13 protein-coding genes are annotated in these 14,657 nt (G+C 66.8%); 5 read left to right on the top strand and 8 right to left on the bottom strand.

Annotation, left to right across the window (positions count from 1 at the left end):
• The first annotated feature begins 140 nt into the window (after positions 1–140).
• On the top strand, positions 141–1,187 hold the full coding sequence (locus ACETPF_RS04395; protein WP_373933085.1) for a homocysteine S-methyltransferase family protein: 1,047 nt from the start codon (positions 141–143) through the stop codon (positions 1,185–1,187).
• Positions 1,188–1,293: 106 nt separating this feature from the next.
• Positions 1,294–3,891, top strand: coding sequence for a methionine synthase (gene metH / locus ACETPF_RS04390; protein ID WP_373933083.1), 2,598 nt, complete (start codon positions 1,294–1,296; stop codon positions 3,889–3,891).
• Positions 3,892–4,128: 237 nt separating this feature from the next.
• Here the strand turns inward: metH and purQ are convergent, their stop codons facing one another.
• Entirely contained in the window at positions 4,129–4,803 is a 675-nt protein-coding gene (purQ, locus tag ACETPF_RS04385) for a phosphoribosylformylglycinamidine synthase subunit PurQ (protein WP_373933081.1), read from the bottom strand.
• Positions 4,804–4,807: 4 nt separating this feature from the next.
• Complete coding sequence (purS, locus tag ACETPF_RS04380) at positions 4,808–5,041, bottom strand: phosphoribosylformylglycinamidine synthase subunit PurS (RefSeq protein WP_328281545.1); 234 nt, start codon at positions 5,039–5,041, stop codon at positions 4,808–4,810.
• Between the two features lie 179 nt (positions 5,042–5,220).
• On the opposite strand from purS, the gene ACETPF_RS04375 reads away from it, so the two are divergent.
• Positions 5,221–5,349: a hypothetical protein gene (locus ACETPF_RS04375; protein WP_373933535.1), complete on the top strand. Its 129-nt coding sequence runs from the start codon at positions 5,221–5,223 to the stop codon at positions 5,347–5,349.
• A 4-nt stretch (positions 5,350–5,353) separates the two neighbouring features.
• Here ACETPF_RS04375 and ACETPF_RS04370 read toward each other — a convergent pair whose 3' ends face one another.
• Together ACETPF_RS04370 and ACETPF_RS04365 are read right to left on the bottom strand one after the other, a co-directional pair.
• Positions 5,354–6,577 (bottom strand): dihydroorotase, encoded by a 1,224-nt coding sequence (locus tag ACETPF_RS04370; protein WP_373933080.1) that lies wholly within the window; start codon positions 6,575–6,577, stop codon positions 5,354–5,356.
• A 133-nt stretch (positions 6,578–6,710) separates the two neighbouring features.
• Positions 6,711–7,706, bottom strand: coding sequence for an aspartate carbamoyltransferase catalytic subunit (locus tag ACETPF_RS04365; RefSeq protein ID WP_373933079.1), 996 nt, complete (start codon positions 7,704–7,706; stop codon positions 6,711–6,713).
• 128 nt (positions 7,707–7,834) lie between these two features.
• Here ACETPF_RS04365 and ACETPF_RS04360 point away from each other — a divergent pair, with 128 nt between their 5' ends.
• Complete coding sequence (locus tag ACETPF_RS04360) at positions 7,835–9,547, top strand: acyl-CoA dehydrogenase family protein (protein ID WP_373933078.1); 1,713 nt, start codon at positions 7,835–7,837, stop codon at positions 9,545–9,547.
• Between the two features lie 788 nt (positions 9,548–10,335).
• Here ACETPF_RS04360 and ACETPF_RS04355 read toward each other — a convergent pair.
• The 4 genes from ACETPF_RS04355 to ACETPF_RS04340 form a co-directional block, all read right to left on the bottom strand.
• Positions 10,336–11,205, bottom strand: coding sequence for an FAD:protein FMN transferase (locus ACETPF_RS04355; protein WP_373933510.1), 870 nt, complete (start codon positions 11,203–11,205; stop codon positions 10,336–10,338).
• Positions 11,206–11,300: 95 nt separating this feature from the next.
• Complete coding sequence (locus ACETPF_RS04350) at positions 11,301–12,146, bottom strand: DUF4198 domain-containing protein (protein WP_373933077.1); 846 nt, start codon at positions 12,144–12,146, stop codon at positions 11,301–11,303.
• Positions 12,147–12,157: 11 nt separating this feature from the next.
• Positions 12,158–12,685, bottom strand: a complete 528-nt coding sequence (locus ACETPF_RS04345; protein WP_373933076.1) for a DUF2271 domain-containing protein — start codon at positions 12,683–12,685, stop codon at positions 12,158–12,160.
• Between the two features lie 11 nt (positions 12,686–12,696).
• Positions 12,697–13,341 carry a PepSY-associated TM helix domain-containing protein gene (locus ACETPF_RS04340; protein WP_373933075.1) on the bottom strand — a complete coding sequence of 215 codons (645 nt, stop codon included), beginning with the start codon at positions 13,339–13,341 and terminating at the stop codon, positions 12,697–12,699.
• Between the two features lie 251 nt (positions 13,342–13,592).
• On the opposite strand from ACETPF_RS04340, the gene ACETPF_RS04335 reads away from it, so the two are divergent.
• Positions 13,593–14,564, top strand: coding sequence for an MlaA family lipoprotein (locus ACETPF_RS04335; RefSeq protein ID WP_373933074.1), 972 nt, complete (start codon positions 13,593–13,595; stop codon positions 14,562–14,564).
• Positions 14,565–14,657 lie beyond the last annotated feature (93 nt).

Raw genomic sequence — 14,657 nt, 5'->3', positions numbered from 1 at the left:
TGAATTTCATCAGCCGTTCGTCCTGAGTAGCCATTGAGCGAAGGCGAAATGGCGTATCGAAGGATGCTTCGATACGAGGCTTCGACAAGCTCAGCCTCTACTCAGCACGAACGGATTTTTTTAAAAGCGGGGACGAGATGATGACCGCCGAACAACAATTCCGTGCCCTCGCCGCGCAGAAGATCCTGATCTTCGACGGCGGATATGGCACCTCGATTCAGAAGCATGGCCTGACTGAAGCCGATTATCGCGGCAACCTGGACCTCGCCAAGGATCAGAAGGGCAATAACGACCTTCTCTGCCTCACTCGCCCCGACATCGTGGAGGGCATCCACGCCGCCTATCTGGAGGCGGGCGCGGACATGGTGGAAACCAACACCTTCTCCTCGACCAAGATCGCGATGGCCGATTATGGCTGCGAGCATCTCGTCTGGGACATCAACGTCGCGGCGGCGAAGCTCGCCCGCTCGGCCTGCGAGAAGGCGACCGCGAAGGACGGCAAGCCGCGCTTCGTCGCCGGCTCCATCGGCCCGACGAACAAGACGCTCAGCATCTCGCCCGACGTCAATGATCCCGCCTATCGCGAGGTCGACTATGATACGCTGAAGGCCGATTATCGCGAACAGTGCGACGCGCTTATTGCCGGGGGCGTGGATTTCCTGCTGGTGGAGACCTGCTTCGACACGCTCAACGCCAAGGCGGCCGGCATGGCCGCGCGCGAGGCGGAGGCGGCGGCGGGCCGCCCCGTGCCGCTGATGCTCAGCTTCACCATCACCGACATGTCGGGCCGCAACCTGTCGGGCCACACGATCAACGCCTTCTGGTATTCGCTGCGTCATCTCAAGCCGCTCACCATCGGCGTCAATTGCGCGTTCGGCGCGGACCTGCTGCGGCCTTATCTCAGCGAGTTGGCCAAGAACGCCGACACGCTGATCCTGGCCTATCCCAATGCTGGCCTGCCCAACGAACTCGGCCAATATGATGAACTGCCCGACACCACCGCGAAGCTGATCCGCGACTGGGTGGACGAGGGGCTCGTCAACATGGTCGGTGGCTGCTGCGGCACGACGCCCGCGCACATCGGCGCGGTGGCGCGGGCGCTGGCGGGCGAAAAACCGCGCGTGGTTCCCGAACTGCCGGTCGTGACGCGCTTGGCCGGCCTCGAACCGATGCACATCGCGGCATAGCACTCCCTCCGTTCGGTTCGAGCTTGTCGGGAACCGGGCGCGCTACTTCTCTCGACAGGCGAGACAGGCTTCTCGACAAGCTCGAAGCGAACGGATTTTGTTCAGAATGACCCAGACCACCGCCACCTTCGTCAACATCGGTGAACGCACGAACGTCACCGGATCGGCCAAGTTCAAGAAGCTCATCATGGCGGGCGACTATGCCGCCGCGATCGACATCGCGCGCGAGCAGGTGGAGAACGGCGCGCAGATCGTCGACGTGAACATGGACGAAGGCTTGCTCGACGCGGTCGAGGCGATGACCACCTTCCTCAAGCTCATGACGTCGGAGCCGGACATCAGTCGCGTCCCCGTCATGATCGACAGCTCGAAGTGGGAAGTGATCGAGGCGGGCCTGAAGTGCGTCAGCGGCAAGCCGGTCGTCAATTCCATCAGCATGAAGGAGGGCGAGGAAGCCTTTCTCCACCATGCCGGCCTCTGCATGGCCTATGGCGCGGCGGTGGTCGTCATGGCCTTCGACGAGACCGGCCAGGCGGACACGAAAGCGCGCAAGGTCGAAATCTGCGAGCGCGCCTACAAGCTGCTGATGACCATCGGCTTCCCGCCGGAAGACATCATCTTCGATCCCAATATCTTCGCGGTCGCGACAGGGATCGAGGAGCATAATAATTACGGCGTCGACTTCATCGAGGCGTGCAAGGAGATCAAGGCGCGCTGCCCCCACGTCCATATCTCGGGCGGCCTCTCCAACTTCTCCTTCTCCTTCCGCGGCAACGAACCCGTGCGCCGGGCGATGCACAGCGTGTTCCTTTATCACGCCATCCCCGCCGGCCTCGACATGGCGATCGTCAATGCGGGGCAGCTCGACGTCTATGACGCGATCGACCCCGCGCTGCGCAAGGCGTGCGAGGACGTGCTCCTCAACACCGATCCCGAAGCCGGCGACCGCCTCGTCGCGCTCGCCGAAAGCTACAAGGGCAAGGACGCCGCCTCGGAAATGGCCGCGCAGGAATGGCGCGGCTGGCCCGTCGCCAAGCGGCTGGAACATGCGCTGGTCAAGGGCATCGACATGTATGTGGTCGAGGATACGGAGGAAGCCCGCCTAAGCGCCGCCAAGCCCATCGAGGTGATCGAAGGCCCGCTGATGGACGGCATGAACGTCGTCGGCGACCTGTTCGGCGCGGGCAAGATGTTCCTGCCGCAGGTCGTGAAATCCGCCCGCGTCATGAAGAAGGCGGTCGCCCACCTCCTCCCCTTCATCGAGGCGGCGAAGGAGCCGGGCGCGAAGGGCAAGGGCAAGATCGTCATGGCCACGGTCAAGGGCGACGTCCATGACATTGGCAAGAATATCGTCGGCGTCGTGCTCCAGTGCAACGGCTTCGACGTCATCGACATGGGCGTGATGGTCCCCTGGCAGGACATCATCAAGGCCGCGAACGAGAATGACGCCGACATGATCGGCCTCTCCGGCCTCATTACTCCCAGCCTTGACGAGATGGTGACGGTGGCGGCGGAAATGCAGCGCGCCAACATGACGATGCCGCTGCTGATCGGCGGGGCGACCACGTCGAAGGTGCACACCGCGCTCCGCATCGACCCGGCCTTCGCCGGCCCGGTCGTCCATGTGCTCGACGCCAGCCGCGCCGTCGGCGTCGCCACCGCGCTCGTGTCCGAGACCCAGAAGGACGAATTCGTCCAGAAGACGAAGGACGATTACGCCCACGTCCGCGCCGCGCGCGAGGGCAAGGGGCAGAGCCAGCTCCTGTCCATCGAGGACGCCCGCGCCAATGCGTTCGAAATGGACGAAAGCCTCAAGGCCCCGCGTCCGCGCCTGCCCGGCGTCCATCGCTTCCCCGACTGGGAACTGACCGACATCGTCAAATATATCGATTGGACGCCCTTCTTCCGCGCGTGGGAGTTGGCGGGCAACTATCCCGCGATCCTGGACGACGAGATCGTCGGCGAAAGCGCGCGCAGCCTGTTTGCCGATGCACAGAAGATGCTCGACCGCATCGTCGGCGAAAAATGGCTGACAGCGCGCGGCGTTTGCGGCCTGTGGCCCTGCCGCCGGGTGGGCGACGACATCATCGTCCATGTCGAGGATGAAAAGCATGTGCGCCTGCCCATGCTGCGCCAGCAGATCGCCAAGCGGGAAGGGCGGGCGAACATGTGCCTCGCCGACTTCATCAGCCCCAATGGCGACTGGATGGGCGGCTTTGCCGTGTCGATCCACGGCATCGAGCCGCATCTGGCGCGATTCAAGGCATCGATCGATGACTATTCGGACATACTTCTGAAGGCGCTCGCCGACCGTCTGGCCGAAGCCTTCGCCGAGCGGCTCCACCATTATGTCCGCACGGCGCTCTGGGGCTATGCGGAGGGCGAGCAGCTGACCAACGAAGCGCTCATCAAGGAACAATATCGCGGCATCCGCCCCGCGCCGGGCTATCCCGCCTGCCCCGAACACAGCCTGAAACCGCTGCTGTTCGACATGCTCGACGCGCATCATGCAACGGGCATCACCCTGACGGAGAGCTTCGCGATGCTGCCGACGGCGGCGGTCAGCGGCTTCTATTTCGGCCACGCCCAGGCCGAATATTTCGGCGTCGCGCGGGTGGGGCGCGACCAGATGGAGGATTATGCGGGCCGGCGCGGCATCGATCTGGAGACGGCGGAGCGCTATCTAAGGCCGAATCTGGATTGAGGCATCGCGAAGGGCCCAAGGCAGTCAATTTTTGGCGCGCGGAGGCGCGGGGGCCGCGGAGAGTGCGCGTCATCTCTCTGCGGCCCCGCGCCTCCGCGTGAACCGATCAATTTTCGCGCAGAGGCGCCGAGGTCGCAGACGGATCGTTCGCGACCCCTTTTCGTCATGCCGGGCGTGGAAAACCTATCCCGGCCTTCGCCGGGATGACGAGCCCGGCATTACAGGCGGCGCCAGCCCTCAGGCCCGCGCCATCAGCCCTTCGACCAGTCCCTCGAACAACCGCTTGCCGTCGGTGCGGCCGTGCGCCGGTTCGATCACGCGTTCGGGGTGGGGCATCATGCCGAGCACGTTGCCAGCGTCGTTCAATATCCCCGCGATGTTCCGCGCCGACCCGTTGACGCTCTCCGCGTAGCGCAGCGCCACCCGGCCTTCGCCCTCCAGCCGGTCGAGCGTCGCGTCGTCGGCGAAATAATTGCCGTCATGATGCGCGACCGGATAGGTCACGCTCTCGCCCGCCGCATAGCGGCTGGTGAAGGCGCTCTGCGCGTTCTCGACCGTCAGCGCGACGTCGCGGCACACGAAATGCCCACCCGCATTGCGCAGCAGCGCGCCGGGCAGCAGCCCGCTTTCGGTCAGCACCTGAAACCCGTTGCACACGCCCAGCACGAACGCGCCGCGCTCGGCCGCTTGCGCCACCGCCTGCATCACCGGCGATCGCGCCGCCATCGCGCCCGACCGCAGATAGTCGCCATAGGAAAAGCCGCCCGGCACGCCGATCAGGTCGATGTCGGCGGGCAATTCGGTTTCGCGGTGCCAGATCATGGCCGGCTTCGCGCCGGTCGCGGCCGCGAACGCCACCGCCAGGTCGCGGTCGCAATTGCTGCCCGGAAAGACGATGACGGCGCTCTTCATCGCCTCAGCCCGCCTTTTCGATGCGATAATTCTCGATCACCGTGTTCGCCAGCAGCTTGCGGCACATCGCGTCCAGGTCCGCGTCGCTGGTGTCGTCGGCGACATCCAGTTCGATGAGCTTGCCCGCGCGCACGTCATTGACCCCGGCGAAGCCCAGCCCTTCGAGCGCATGGTGAATCGCCTTGCCCTGCGGGTCGAGCACGCCGCCCTTCAATGTCACGAAAATGCGGGCTTTCATGGGACGCTTGGCTCCTTGGGCATGGGCGTCGCGCGCGCGTCCACGCGGCGACCGGCTTCGCCGCACCCCCTAGGCGCGCCGCAGGGCGGAGGCAAGCCATTATCCTTTCGTTAGGAACCGTTGCGCTATCGTTACGGCGGGGAAATGGGGCAAGAGTTATGAGTGGCCTTGCGCTTGCGATGTTTGTCGGACTGTTCGCCTGGGGGCAGCAGATCGTCGGCTATGACGATCCGCATGGCAAGGTGCAGCTGGCGCTGCTCGCGACCTTCAGCTTCGGCCTGCTCGTGGGCTACCGCGCCAACCGGTAAGCGTTCAGAGGAACGCGCCGCCCTTCATCACCCGCCGCACCCGGCCTTGCACCGGCAGCCGGTCGAACGGCGTATTGCCCGCCGCCGCCGCCATCTTCGCGCGGTCCACGATCCAGGGCGCGTCGGGATCGATGAAGATCAGGTCGGCCGCGCTGCCGCTGCCGAAATGCCCGGCGTCCACGCCCAATATCCGCGCCGGGTTGGCCGCGAGCAGGGTCATGAGCCGCCCCATCGACACATGCCCGTCCCGCACCAGGTTGAGCGAAAGCGCCAGCAGCGTTTCGGCCCCCGCCATGCCCGGCGCCGCATCGGCGAAGGGCAGGCGCTTGTCCTCCGGCCCGCGCGGATCGTGGCTGGACGTGATGACATCCACTGTCCCGTCCGTCACGGCGGCCAGGCTCGCCAGCCGGTCATCCTCATGCCGCAGCGGCGGAGAGAGGCGAGCAAAAGTGCGGAAATCGGTCACCGCCTGGTCGTTCAGGAACAGATAGGCCGGGCTGATCCCGCACGTCACCTTCAGCCCCTCTGCCTTCGCCGCGCGGATAAGGTCGAAGCCGGCGCGCGTCGTCACCAGCCGGAAATGGACCGCCGCGCCTGTCTGCCGCACCAGCATCAGGTCGCGTGCGATGGCCATCGCCTCGGCGCAGGCCGGTGCGTGCGGCAGGCCGAGCCGGGTCGCCGTCTCGCCGCTGGTCGCCACCGCCTTGGCCGTCAGCCCGCCATCTTCGGCATGGGAAATGACGGTGAGGCCAAGCCCGCTGGCATAGGCGAGGACGCGCAGCATCACGCCCGAATCGGCGATCCATTGCCGCCCGGTGCCGACCGCCTTCGCGCCAGCCTGCTTCATCAGGCCGATCTCGGCCAGTTCCCCGCCCGCCAGGCCCCGCGTGGCCGCCGCGATCGGATGTACCCAGAAGTCGGGCTTCCCCGCCCGCGTCGCCTGCCGGATCAGGCCGACATCGTCCAGAGGCGCGCGCTGGTCGGGCATCAGCGCCGCGCGCGTGATGCCGCCGAAATGAAAGGCCGGCTTGTCGGTCGCGAACACGCCCAGGTCAATGAGGCCGGGGGCTACGACCAGCCCCCTGGCGTCGATCCGTTCGGCGTTGGCCGGCACATCCACCGCGCCCGCCGCGACGATCCGGTCGCCCTCGATCAGGACGGCGCCGGGAGCAGGGGCGTCACCTGCGGGATCGGCGAGCAGGCCGTCGACGATGGCGATCCGGCTCATGCCCCCGCACTCCCACCCCAGAATATCTCGTCATTCCCGCGAAAGCGGGAACCCATCTCCGGCGCTGCGCCCGGACGAAAGGTCGGGAAATGGGTCCCCGCTTCCGCGGGGATGACATTGTGGAAGGCTGTCTTCACGCCCATCCCTCCACGCCCCGCGCCGCGCGCGTCAGCACGTCCAGGCACGCCATCCGCACCGCGACGCCCATCGCCACCTGCTCGGTGATCGCGGAGCGCTCGGGATGGTCCGCGACCGCGCTGCTGATCTCCACCCCCCGGTTCATCGGTCCCGGATGCATGACCAGCGCGTCGGGCTTCGCTTGCCCCAGCCGCTCGGGCGTCAGGCCGTAAAGCGCATGATATTCGCGGGCGGACGGGATGAACGCCCCGTCCATCCGTTCATTCTGGAGCCGCAGCATCATCACCACGTCCGCCCCGTCCAACCCGGCGTCCATGTCGGTGAAGGGCGTCGCGCCCAGCATCTCGACCTCCGGCGGCAGCAGCGTCGGCGGCGCGACCGCGCGCACCTGCGCGCCCAGCGCGGCAAGGCACAGCATGTTGGAGCGCGCGACCCGGCTGTGCAGCACATCGCCGCAGATCGCCACCACCAGGCCTTCGAACCCGCCCTTGCGCCGGCGGATCGTCAGCGCGTCGAGCAGCGCTTGCGTCGGATGCTGGTGCCACCCGTCGCCGCCATTCAGCACCGGGCAGTCCACCTTGTCCGCGATCAGCGCCACCGCGCCCGAACTCGCATGGCGGATGACGATTACGTCGGCGGCCATGGCATTGAGCGTCATCGCCGTGTCGATCAGCGTTTCGCCCTTCTTCACGCTGGATGTCGCCGCCGCCATGTTGACCACGTCCGCGCCCAGCCGCTTCCCCGCAATCTCGAACGACAGCAGGGTGCGCGTGCTGTTCTCGAAAAAGGCGTTGATCTGGGTCATCCCGGCAAGGCGGTCGTCATGCTTCCGCGCGCGCCCCTGGTTCGCCTGCGCCCAATGCTCCGCCTCATCCAGCAGGAATCGGATTTCCCAGGGTTTGAGGTCAGCGATGGAGAGCAGATGGCGATGCGGGAACAGCGCTCGCCCGGTCAGTTCGGGCGTCGCGTCGGGATTGAAGATGCCGGGCATGAACAGGCGCTTTAGGGGAGGGGAGCGGCAAGGGCAAGCGTCGCCGAAACCGATGGGCGCAGCGCCTCGCACCTCCGCTTGAAAATGTAACAAGTGTTTGGTATGGGTTGGCGAGAGGAGCCTGAACCATGCAAGATTATCTGCCGCCGATCGAGGATTATCGCTTCCTGATGCAGGAGGTTCTGGGTTTCGATGCCGCCATGGCCGAGATCGGCCTGGAGGTGGATGGCGATCTTGCCGGCGCGGTGCTGGAGGAGGCGGGCAAATTCTGCGCCGAACGGCTCGCGCCGCTCAACCGCGAGGGGGACGAGCAGGGCAGCCGGCTGGAGGGCGGCGTCGTCACGACGCCGCCGGGCTTCGCCGACGCCTATCGGGAATTCGTCGCGGCGGGCTGGCCGGCGCTGGCGGGCGATCCGGCGCATGGCGGGCAGGGGCTGCCCTTCCTGCTGCAACTCTGGCTGGACGAGATGCTCTCGGCCGCCAACCTCTCCTTCGGCCTGTTCCCCGGCCTGACGCGCGGCGCGGCGGAGGCGATCGCCGCTCATGCGAGCGAGGAATTGAAGGCCGCTTACCTCTCCAGGCTGGTGAGCGGCGAATGGACCGGGGCCATGGCGCTGACCGAAAGCAGCGCGGGCACCGATCTGGCGCTGCTCAAGACCAAGGCGGAGCCGGCGGGCGACGGTTACGCCGTGACCGGGCAGAAGATCTTCATCTCCTCGGGCGATCACGACATGGCCGACAATATCGTCCATCTGGTGCTCGCGCGCCTGCCCGACGCGCCGCCCGGCGTGAAGGGGATCAGCCTGTTCCTCGTCCCCAAAATCCTGCCCGATGGCGCGCGCAACACGATGTCGGTGGGCGCGCTCGAAAAGAAGATGGGCATCCACGCCCAGCCGACCTGTGTCATGAATTATGACGGCGCGACCGGATGGCTGGTGGGCGAGCCGCACCGGGGCCTTGCCGCCATGTTCACGATGATGAATGCCGAGCGGCTGATGGTCGGCATCCAGGGGCTGGGGCTTGCCGGCGCGGCCTATCAGCAGGCGAGCGCCTACGCTAAGGATCGGTTGCAGGGCCGCAGCGCCGATGGCGCGCGCGGGCCGGTGCCGATCATCGATCATGCCGATGTGCGGCGGATGCTGCTGACCGTCCGCGCCTTCGTGGAAGGGGCGCGCGCGCTCGCCGGCTGGACCGCGCTCCAGATGGACCGCGCGCATCATCATCCCGACGCGGCCGAGCGGGCGAAGGCCGATGCGCTGGTGGCGCTGTTGACCCCGGTGGTGAAGGCGGGCTTCACCGATTTCGGCTTCGAGAGCGCGGTGATGGCGCAGCAGGTGCTGGGCGGCCATGGCTACATCCGCGAATGGGGGCTGGAGCAATATGTGCGCGACGCCCGCATCGCCCAGATTTACGAGGGCACCAACGGGGTGCAGGCGATGGACCTGGTCGGCCGCAAGCTGCCGATGGCCGGCGGCACGGTGGTCGATGGGCTGTTCGCGCTGATCGAGGCCGATCTGGCGGCGGCGGGCGATCTGGCGATCGCGCGGCAGACGGGCGAGGCGCTGGTCGCGCTGCGGCGGGTGACGGAGGCGTTGAAGGGCGCGGCCACCGACGCAGCGGGGGCGGCGGCGGTCGACTATCTGCGCTGTTTCGCACTGGTGGCGATGGGGTGGATGTGGACCCGCATGGCCGCCGCGCCGGGCGACACGCCGCTGCACGAAGCCAAGCGCGCGGTCGCCGCCTTCTACGGCGCGCGGATGCTGCCGCAATCCCATGCGCTGGCCGCCGCGATCGAGGCGGGAGAGGGCGCCATCATGGCGCTGCCGGCGGAGGCCTTTTGAGGGCTGATGTGGACTATTGTCCGTGCGTCATCCCAGCGTAGGCTGGGATCTCTCTTTTCTTCGGGCGCAGGATGAAGAAAAGGGAGATGCCGGCCTTCGCTGGCATGACGGCGATGGGTGGATTGCAGCTGTTCGGTTCGAGAGGACAATATTGGATAGCTGGCGGTAATCATATCGCAGGAATGATCTGCGTTGGATGAAACCCATGACAGTTCGCGGCCACCTTGCCAGAGCGGCCTTGTGCCTACTTCTCATCTTGAGCCCCATCGGCGCGCCGCTAATCGGAATGCTTATCCAAGGAGCGTGTCCAGTAGATGCAACAGTGCATCCGCATGGGCCATTCGCTTTGCATGTCTCTAATTGCGGCACTAGCAGTTCGATCGAGCAAATCTATCAACAGTCGATATTGGTTTCGTTATTCCCGTTGGCTTTTTTTGGTCACCTGCTTGGAGGCATCTTCACGATTGTCTGGTGGCTCTCAGGTGTTGCCGTAGTCAGCCGGCTCCTTTGGCATGTTTGGCGCGCGATATCGGCCGTGACAATCGAGCGAATCTGAAGGTCTCGCGGCCGCTTTCAGAATCGCCGCACGATTGCTGCTAAGAGACAATTGCTCGTTTTTAGCCATCCTCCCCTGTAAGGAGAGGGGGACCGCCGCCGAAGGCGGTGGTGGAGGGGCGTGGCCCTATCGATAGGCTGACACCCCTCCGTCACGCGCTTCGCGCGCGACACCTCCCCTTCCAAGGGAGGATGATTGCGGAGGTGGTCCAGCCCTCCCACCTGAAAGCCGCTCAATCCAGCATCGCGGCCAGCGCGGGGGTCATATATTCCTGCGCTCCGCTTCCGCCTGTGCGCTGGACCAGCCGCGCCGCCACGCCGTGGCGCGTCGCCAGCGCCATGCCTTTGTCCGCGCCCAGCACGGTGATCGCGGTCGCCCAGGCGTCGGCCAGCATCGCGCTGTGATGCAGGACCGTGACCGACGCGACCCCTTCCGCGATCGGCGCGCCGCGCGCCGGGTCGATGCTGTGCGACACACGGCGGTCGCCCTCCATGCGGTAGCGGCGATAGTCGCCCGAGGTCGCGACCGACAGGCCGCAGAGCGCGATCCGCAAGGTGGGGACGGGGAGGTCGGGCGGCGGTTCGACATCGACCCACCAGGGCTGGAGGTCGGGCTTCACGCCCTCGCCGCGCAGTTCACCGCCGATCTCCACCAGGAAATGCGCTGCGCCCAACCCTCGCAGCGCGGCCGCGACCGCATCGACGGCATAGCCCTTGGCGATGCCCGAAAAGTCGAGCGCCACATCAGCCGTGCGGCGGGCGCGCTCGCCGTCCAGATCGACCGCCGTCCATGGCGCGACCGGCCCGCGCACCACCGTCGGCGCATCAGGCGGGCCGAAGCCCCATTGCGCCACCAGCCGGCCGATGGCGGGATCGAACGCGCCCCCCGACCGCCGCGCCATCTCCAGCCCGGCGCGCAGCACAGCCAGCATCTCGGCCGGCAGCGCCATCCATTGCCCGACCGGCAGGCGGTTGAAGCCGCTGATCGCCGATCCCGCGTCCCAATTGCTCATCTGGTCGATGACGCGCGCCAGCACCGCCTCGATCGCGGCTACGCAGCCGGCGGGCGGATCGACGATGCGCGCCGACCAGCTGGTGCCCATGGTCGGTCCGCCGAACGCCACTACCACGCCCGGCCCCCCGGCAAGCATGTCGGGCGTCAGGCCGGGCGGGATGGCGACGCGGACGCCGTGCGCGCTCAGTCCTGCACCTCGATGGTCATCGCGTAGGTGGCGCGGTCCTGCGGAGCCGGCGGCGGTCCGCCCGCCGGCGCGCCCGCCTCGTCCGGGCCACGGCGCGGCGCGGTGGTCAGGCTCACCCAATACATGCCCGCCTCCGGCCATGTGAGCGTCACCTTGCCCTCAGCGTCGGTGCGGGCATCGATCTGCTTCAGGTCGCGCCGATAGCGCACGCCGCCCGGCACCGCCGCCACGTCCAGATTGGCCGCCGGCTTGCCGTCGATCAGAAAGCGGAAGGTCGAAGGCTCGCCCGCCGCCGCGTCATTGGGGTGGGTGACGGGGACCATCTCCAGCCCCTTGCCGCTGGTCGTGAAGGCCGTGAGGCTGGGTTCGCCCGCGCTGACGAAGGTTTCGATCCGGGTCGCGGCCTGCGCCGTCTGCACATCGGTAGCGCCGGCTGGGACAGTGCTCGCCAGCGTCTGCGGCGTGGTGCCGCGCGGCAGCATCTTGCGCTCGCCGTTCAGCATATAACTGCCGATGACGGCCACGTTGACGATGGCGATGCGGTAGCTGCCCTTCGCCGTGATCGGCACGTCGAACGTCTCGCGCAGCTTGCTCACCGCGCGGTTCTGCGCGGGGAGGGTGGACCCATCGGGGGCGGTGATGACCGGCTCCCAATCCTGCCCCGGATGGTCGAAGTAGAAGAGGTCGGTCGAAATGGCGGCGTCCACCGTCAGCCATTCATTGCCGTTGCCGGTGAACATGGTTTCGGACGGCAGCATCCAGGGGCGGGGCGCTGCCTGCGCTGTGTGGGGGGAGGCCAGCAGGGCGGCGCTTGCGATCAGGAGGGCGTGAATATTCTTCATGGCGTTCCCCTTCAGCGCGTCAATATGGCCGAGACCGCGCCCAGCTCGGTCGATCCGGCCGCGCTGCCCTTCGCGCCCGCGCCGCTGACGGTCAGCGGCACGCGCACCAGTTCCGTGCCGCCCACTTCGCGCGCGGCTTCGACCACCAGCGTATATTTGCCGGGCGTCAGCGTCGGCATCCCGCCCTTGCCGGACGCGAAGCTCAGCTTGTGCGTGCCGGGCGCGCGGGTCGCGCCGCTGATGCCGTCCGCTGGCAGAGCCTGAGACCGGCCCGCCACGCGCCACCAGCGGCGCACGTCGCGCACCCATTTCGCGCCGGCATTGTTGCGCTTGCCCACATCATAGAGGATCGACAGGGTGCGCGCGGGCGCCCCTTCCTTCTCAATCCAGATCGCCACATAGGGGCGGTGATATTCGGCCACCGACAGGCGCGGGATGGTGAAGCTCACCTCCAGCGTCTGGGCGATCGCGGGCGTGGCGAGCGCGCCCGCGCCCAGCGCCGCGCCTCCGGTCATCATCAGCTTCGCGCCGATCTGCATGGAAAATCCCCTCAGTGAATGAAGATGACGGCGAGGATCGCCGGAATGGCGAGGCCGGCGGCGACCAGCGGCCAGGTGGACGGGCGCTTCTTCGCGTGCAGCTGGAGCAGCAGCAGGCCGGTGAGCGCGAACAGGAAGCAGGCGAAAGAGAAGATGTCGATGAACCATGTCCAGACCGTGCCGGCGTTGCGGCCCTTGTGCAGGTCGTTGAGGTAACTGATCCATCCCCGATCCGTGCGCTCGCTGGTCACCGCGCCGCTCGCCCGGTCGATCGCGACCCAGCCGTCGCCGCCGGGGCGGGGCCGGGCCAAGTAGATTTCATCCGCCGACCAATCCGCCTCGCCCCTGCCGGACAGGCCGATCTCCTGCTCGACCCAGGCGGCGACGGGGGCGGGCAGCGGCTTCTTGGCGTCGGGCGCATCGTCTGGCGCCACCGAAGCGCGCATGGCAGGGGGCAGAGTCGCACCCTTCTGCACCGTCTGCGGCGCGCCTTCTATCTCGGCGGCATGGTTCAGCGTGATCCCGGTAAAGGCAAACAGCAGAAGCCCGATCAGGCTGATCGCCGAACTCACCCAATGCCAGGTGTGAAGCTGTTTCAGCCAGAAGGCGCTGGCCTTCTTCTTCTTGGGCGGGGAAAGCGGGGCGGAGCCGTGCATGAGGGCGGGAACTGGTCCTGATCGGGCGGATGACCCCGCATAACGCGAACGACTCGCAATTGCAAACGCGCACCTGCAAGAAAATTGTATCAACGCCGCAGGATAGGCGTCGGGGTTGACGCTGGACGGCCGTGCGCCTAGCCGGGAGTGTAACGCCAAGGTAACACGGATCAACCGCGTTCGGGACGTACAGGCGACAAGGGCGCGCGCGCAGGAAAGTGGGCGCCCCCTTCCGATTTGAGGACGAATTTATGCTGCTTCCGGGCGTAGTCGCGGGACTGATGGTGATGGGCGGGCAGACCCCGCAACTGGCGATGGCCCCGGTGGCCGACGCGGCGGCCGAATGGCAGGATGTCAGCGCGCCGCCGCCGGTCGTATCCACGGTGACGCCGCCGTCCACACCCAGCGCCGCTCTGCCGCCGCCGACCGAAGCGGGCAGCGACATCGTCGTCACCGGCGAAGCAGGCGCGCCGCCCGGCGATCCGCTCGAAAAGCTCAACGCCCAGAGCTTCGAGGCGGTGCAGTCGGTCGACAAGGCCGTCGTCGAGCCGGTTGCCAAGGCCTATAACAAGGGCCTGCCGCGCCCGGTCCGCAAGGGGCTTCGCAACTTCTTCTCCAACATCGGCGAGCCGATCGTGTTCGCCGCCTATCTGTTGCAGTTCAAGCCCGGCAAGGCGGCGGAGACGGCGGGCCGCTTCGGGATCAACACGACGCTCGGCCTGTTTGGCTTCGTCGATGTCGCCAAGCGCAAGCCGTTCAACCTGCCCTATCGCAACAACGGTCTGGCGAACACGCTGGGCTATTATGGCATCGGGCCGGGGCCTTACATGTATCTGCCGATCGTCGGGCCGACCACGCTGCGCGACATCATCGGCGATACGGTCGACAAGATGATCCTGCCGATGGCGGTGGGCGCGCCGTTCAACAAGCCGGCGGTGGTGATCCCCGCCACCATCCTCAACCAACTGGGCGAGCGCGCGGCTTTCGACGAGACGATCCAGGCGATCCGCAAGGAAGATGATCCCTATACCGTCTATAAGACGCTGTATCTGAAGCAGCGGCAGGCGGAGATCGACGCGCTGCACGGCCGCGCGCCCGCCGAGCCGGTCGTGCCCATCTATGGCGAGGGGCTGCGCACCCCCGGCAAGAAGGGCGCGCCGCCGGTGAAAATCCCCGATCCCTACGACGTGCCGGACGAAGCGCCGGCTGATACGCCGCAGTAACGGAAGGCTTAGAACTAGAGTCGGATGACATTAGATTGATCCGTACCCCGAGTTGGTGAGATAATTGCGGCATTCGGCGGGACTGAAGGTATC

The sequence above is a fragment of the Sphingobium agrisoli genome (genome assembly GCF_041877245.1).
Lineage (GTDB): Bacteria > Pseudomonadota > Alphaproteobacteria > Sphingomonadales > Sphingomonadaceae > Sphingobium.
This window is presented reverse-complemented; position numbering and strand designations above follow the sequence as displayed.

What these genes read in the sequence shown, in the direction of transcription:
- ACETPF_RS04395 (WP_373933085.1), top strand. Translation starts at nt 141, where the DNA reads ATGACCGCCGAACAACAATTCCGTGCCCTCGCCGCGCAGAAGATCCTG.
- metH (WP_373933083.1), top strand. Translation starts at nt 1,294, where the DNA reads ATGACCCAGACCACCGCCACCTTCGTCAACATCGGTGAACGCACGAAC.
- purQ (WP_373933081.1), bottom strand. Translation starts at nt 4,803, where the DNA reads ATGAAGAGCGCCGTCATCGTCTTTCCGGGCAGCAATTGCGACCGCGAC.
- purS (WP_328281545.1), bottom strand. Translation starts at nt 5,041, where the DNA reads ATGAAAGCCCGCATTTTCGTGACATTGAAGGGCGGCGTGCTCGACCCG.
- ACETPF_RS04375 (WP_373933535.1), top strand. Translation starts at nt 5,221, where the DNA reads ATGTTTGTCGGACTGTTCGCCTGGGGGCAGCAGATCGTCGGCTATGAC.
- ACETPF_RS04370 (WP_373933080.1), bottom strand. Translation starts at nt 6,577, where the DNA reads ATGAGCCGGATCGCCATCGTCGACGGCCTGCTCGCCGATCCCGCAGGT.
- ACETPF_RS04365 (WP_373933079.1), bottom strand. Translation starts at nt 7,706, where the DNA reads ATGCCCGGCATCTTCAATCCCGACGCGACGCCCGAACTGACCGGGCGA.
- ACETPF_RS04360 (WP_373933078.1), top strand. Translation starts at nt 7,835, where the DNA reads ATGCAAGATTATCTGCCGCCGATCGAGGATTATCGCTTCCTGATGCAG.
- ACETPF_RS04355 (WP_373933510.1), bottom strand. Translation starts at nt 11,205, where the DNA reads ATGGGCACCAGCTGGTCGGCGCGCATCGTCGATCCGCCCGCCGGCTGC.
- ACETPF_RS04350 (WP_373933077.1), bottom strand. Translation starts at nt 12,146, where the DNA reads ATGAAGAATATTCACGCCCTCCTGATCGCAAGCGCCGCCCTGCTGGCC.
- ACETPF_RS04345 (WP_373933076.1), bottom strand. Translation starts at nt 12,685, where the DNA reads ATGCAGATCGGCGCGAAGCTGATGATGACCGGAGGCGCGGCGCTGGGC.
- ACETPF_RS04340 (WP_373933075.1), bottom strand. Translation starts at nt 13,341, where the DNA reads ATGCACGGCTCCGCCCCGCTTTCCCCGCCCAAGAAGAAGAAGGCCAGC.
- ACETPF_RS04335 (WP_373933074.1), top strand. Translation starts at nt 13,593, where the DNA reads ATGCTGCTTCCGGGCGTAGTCGCGGGACTGATGGTGATGGGCGGGCAG.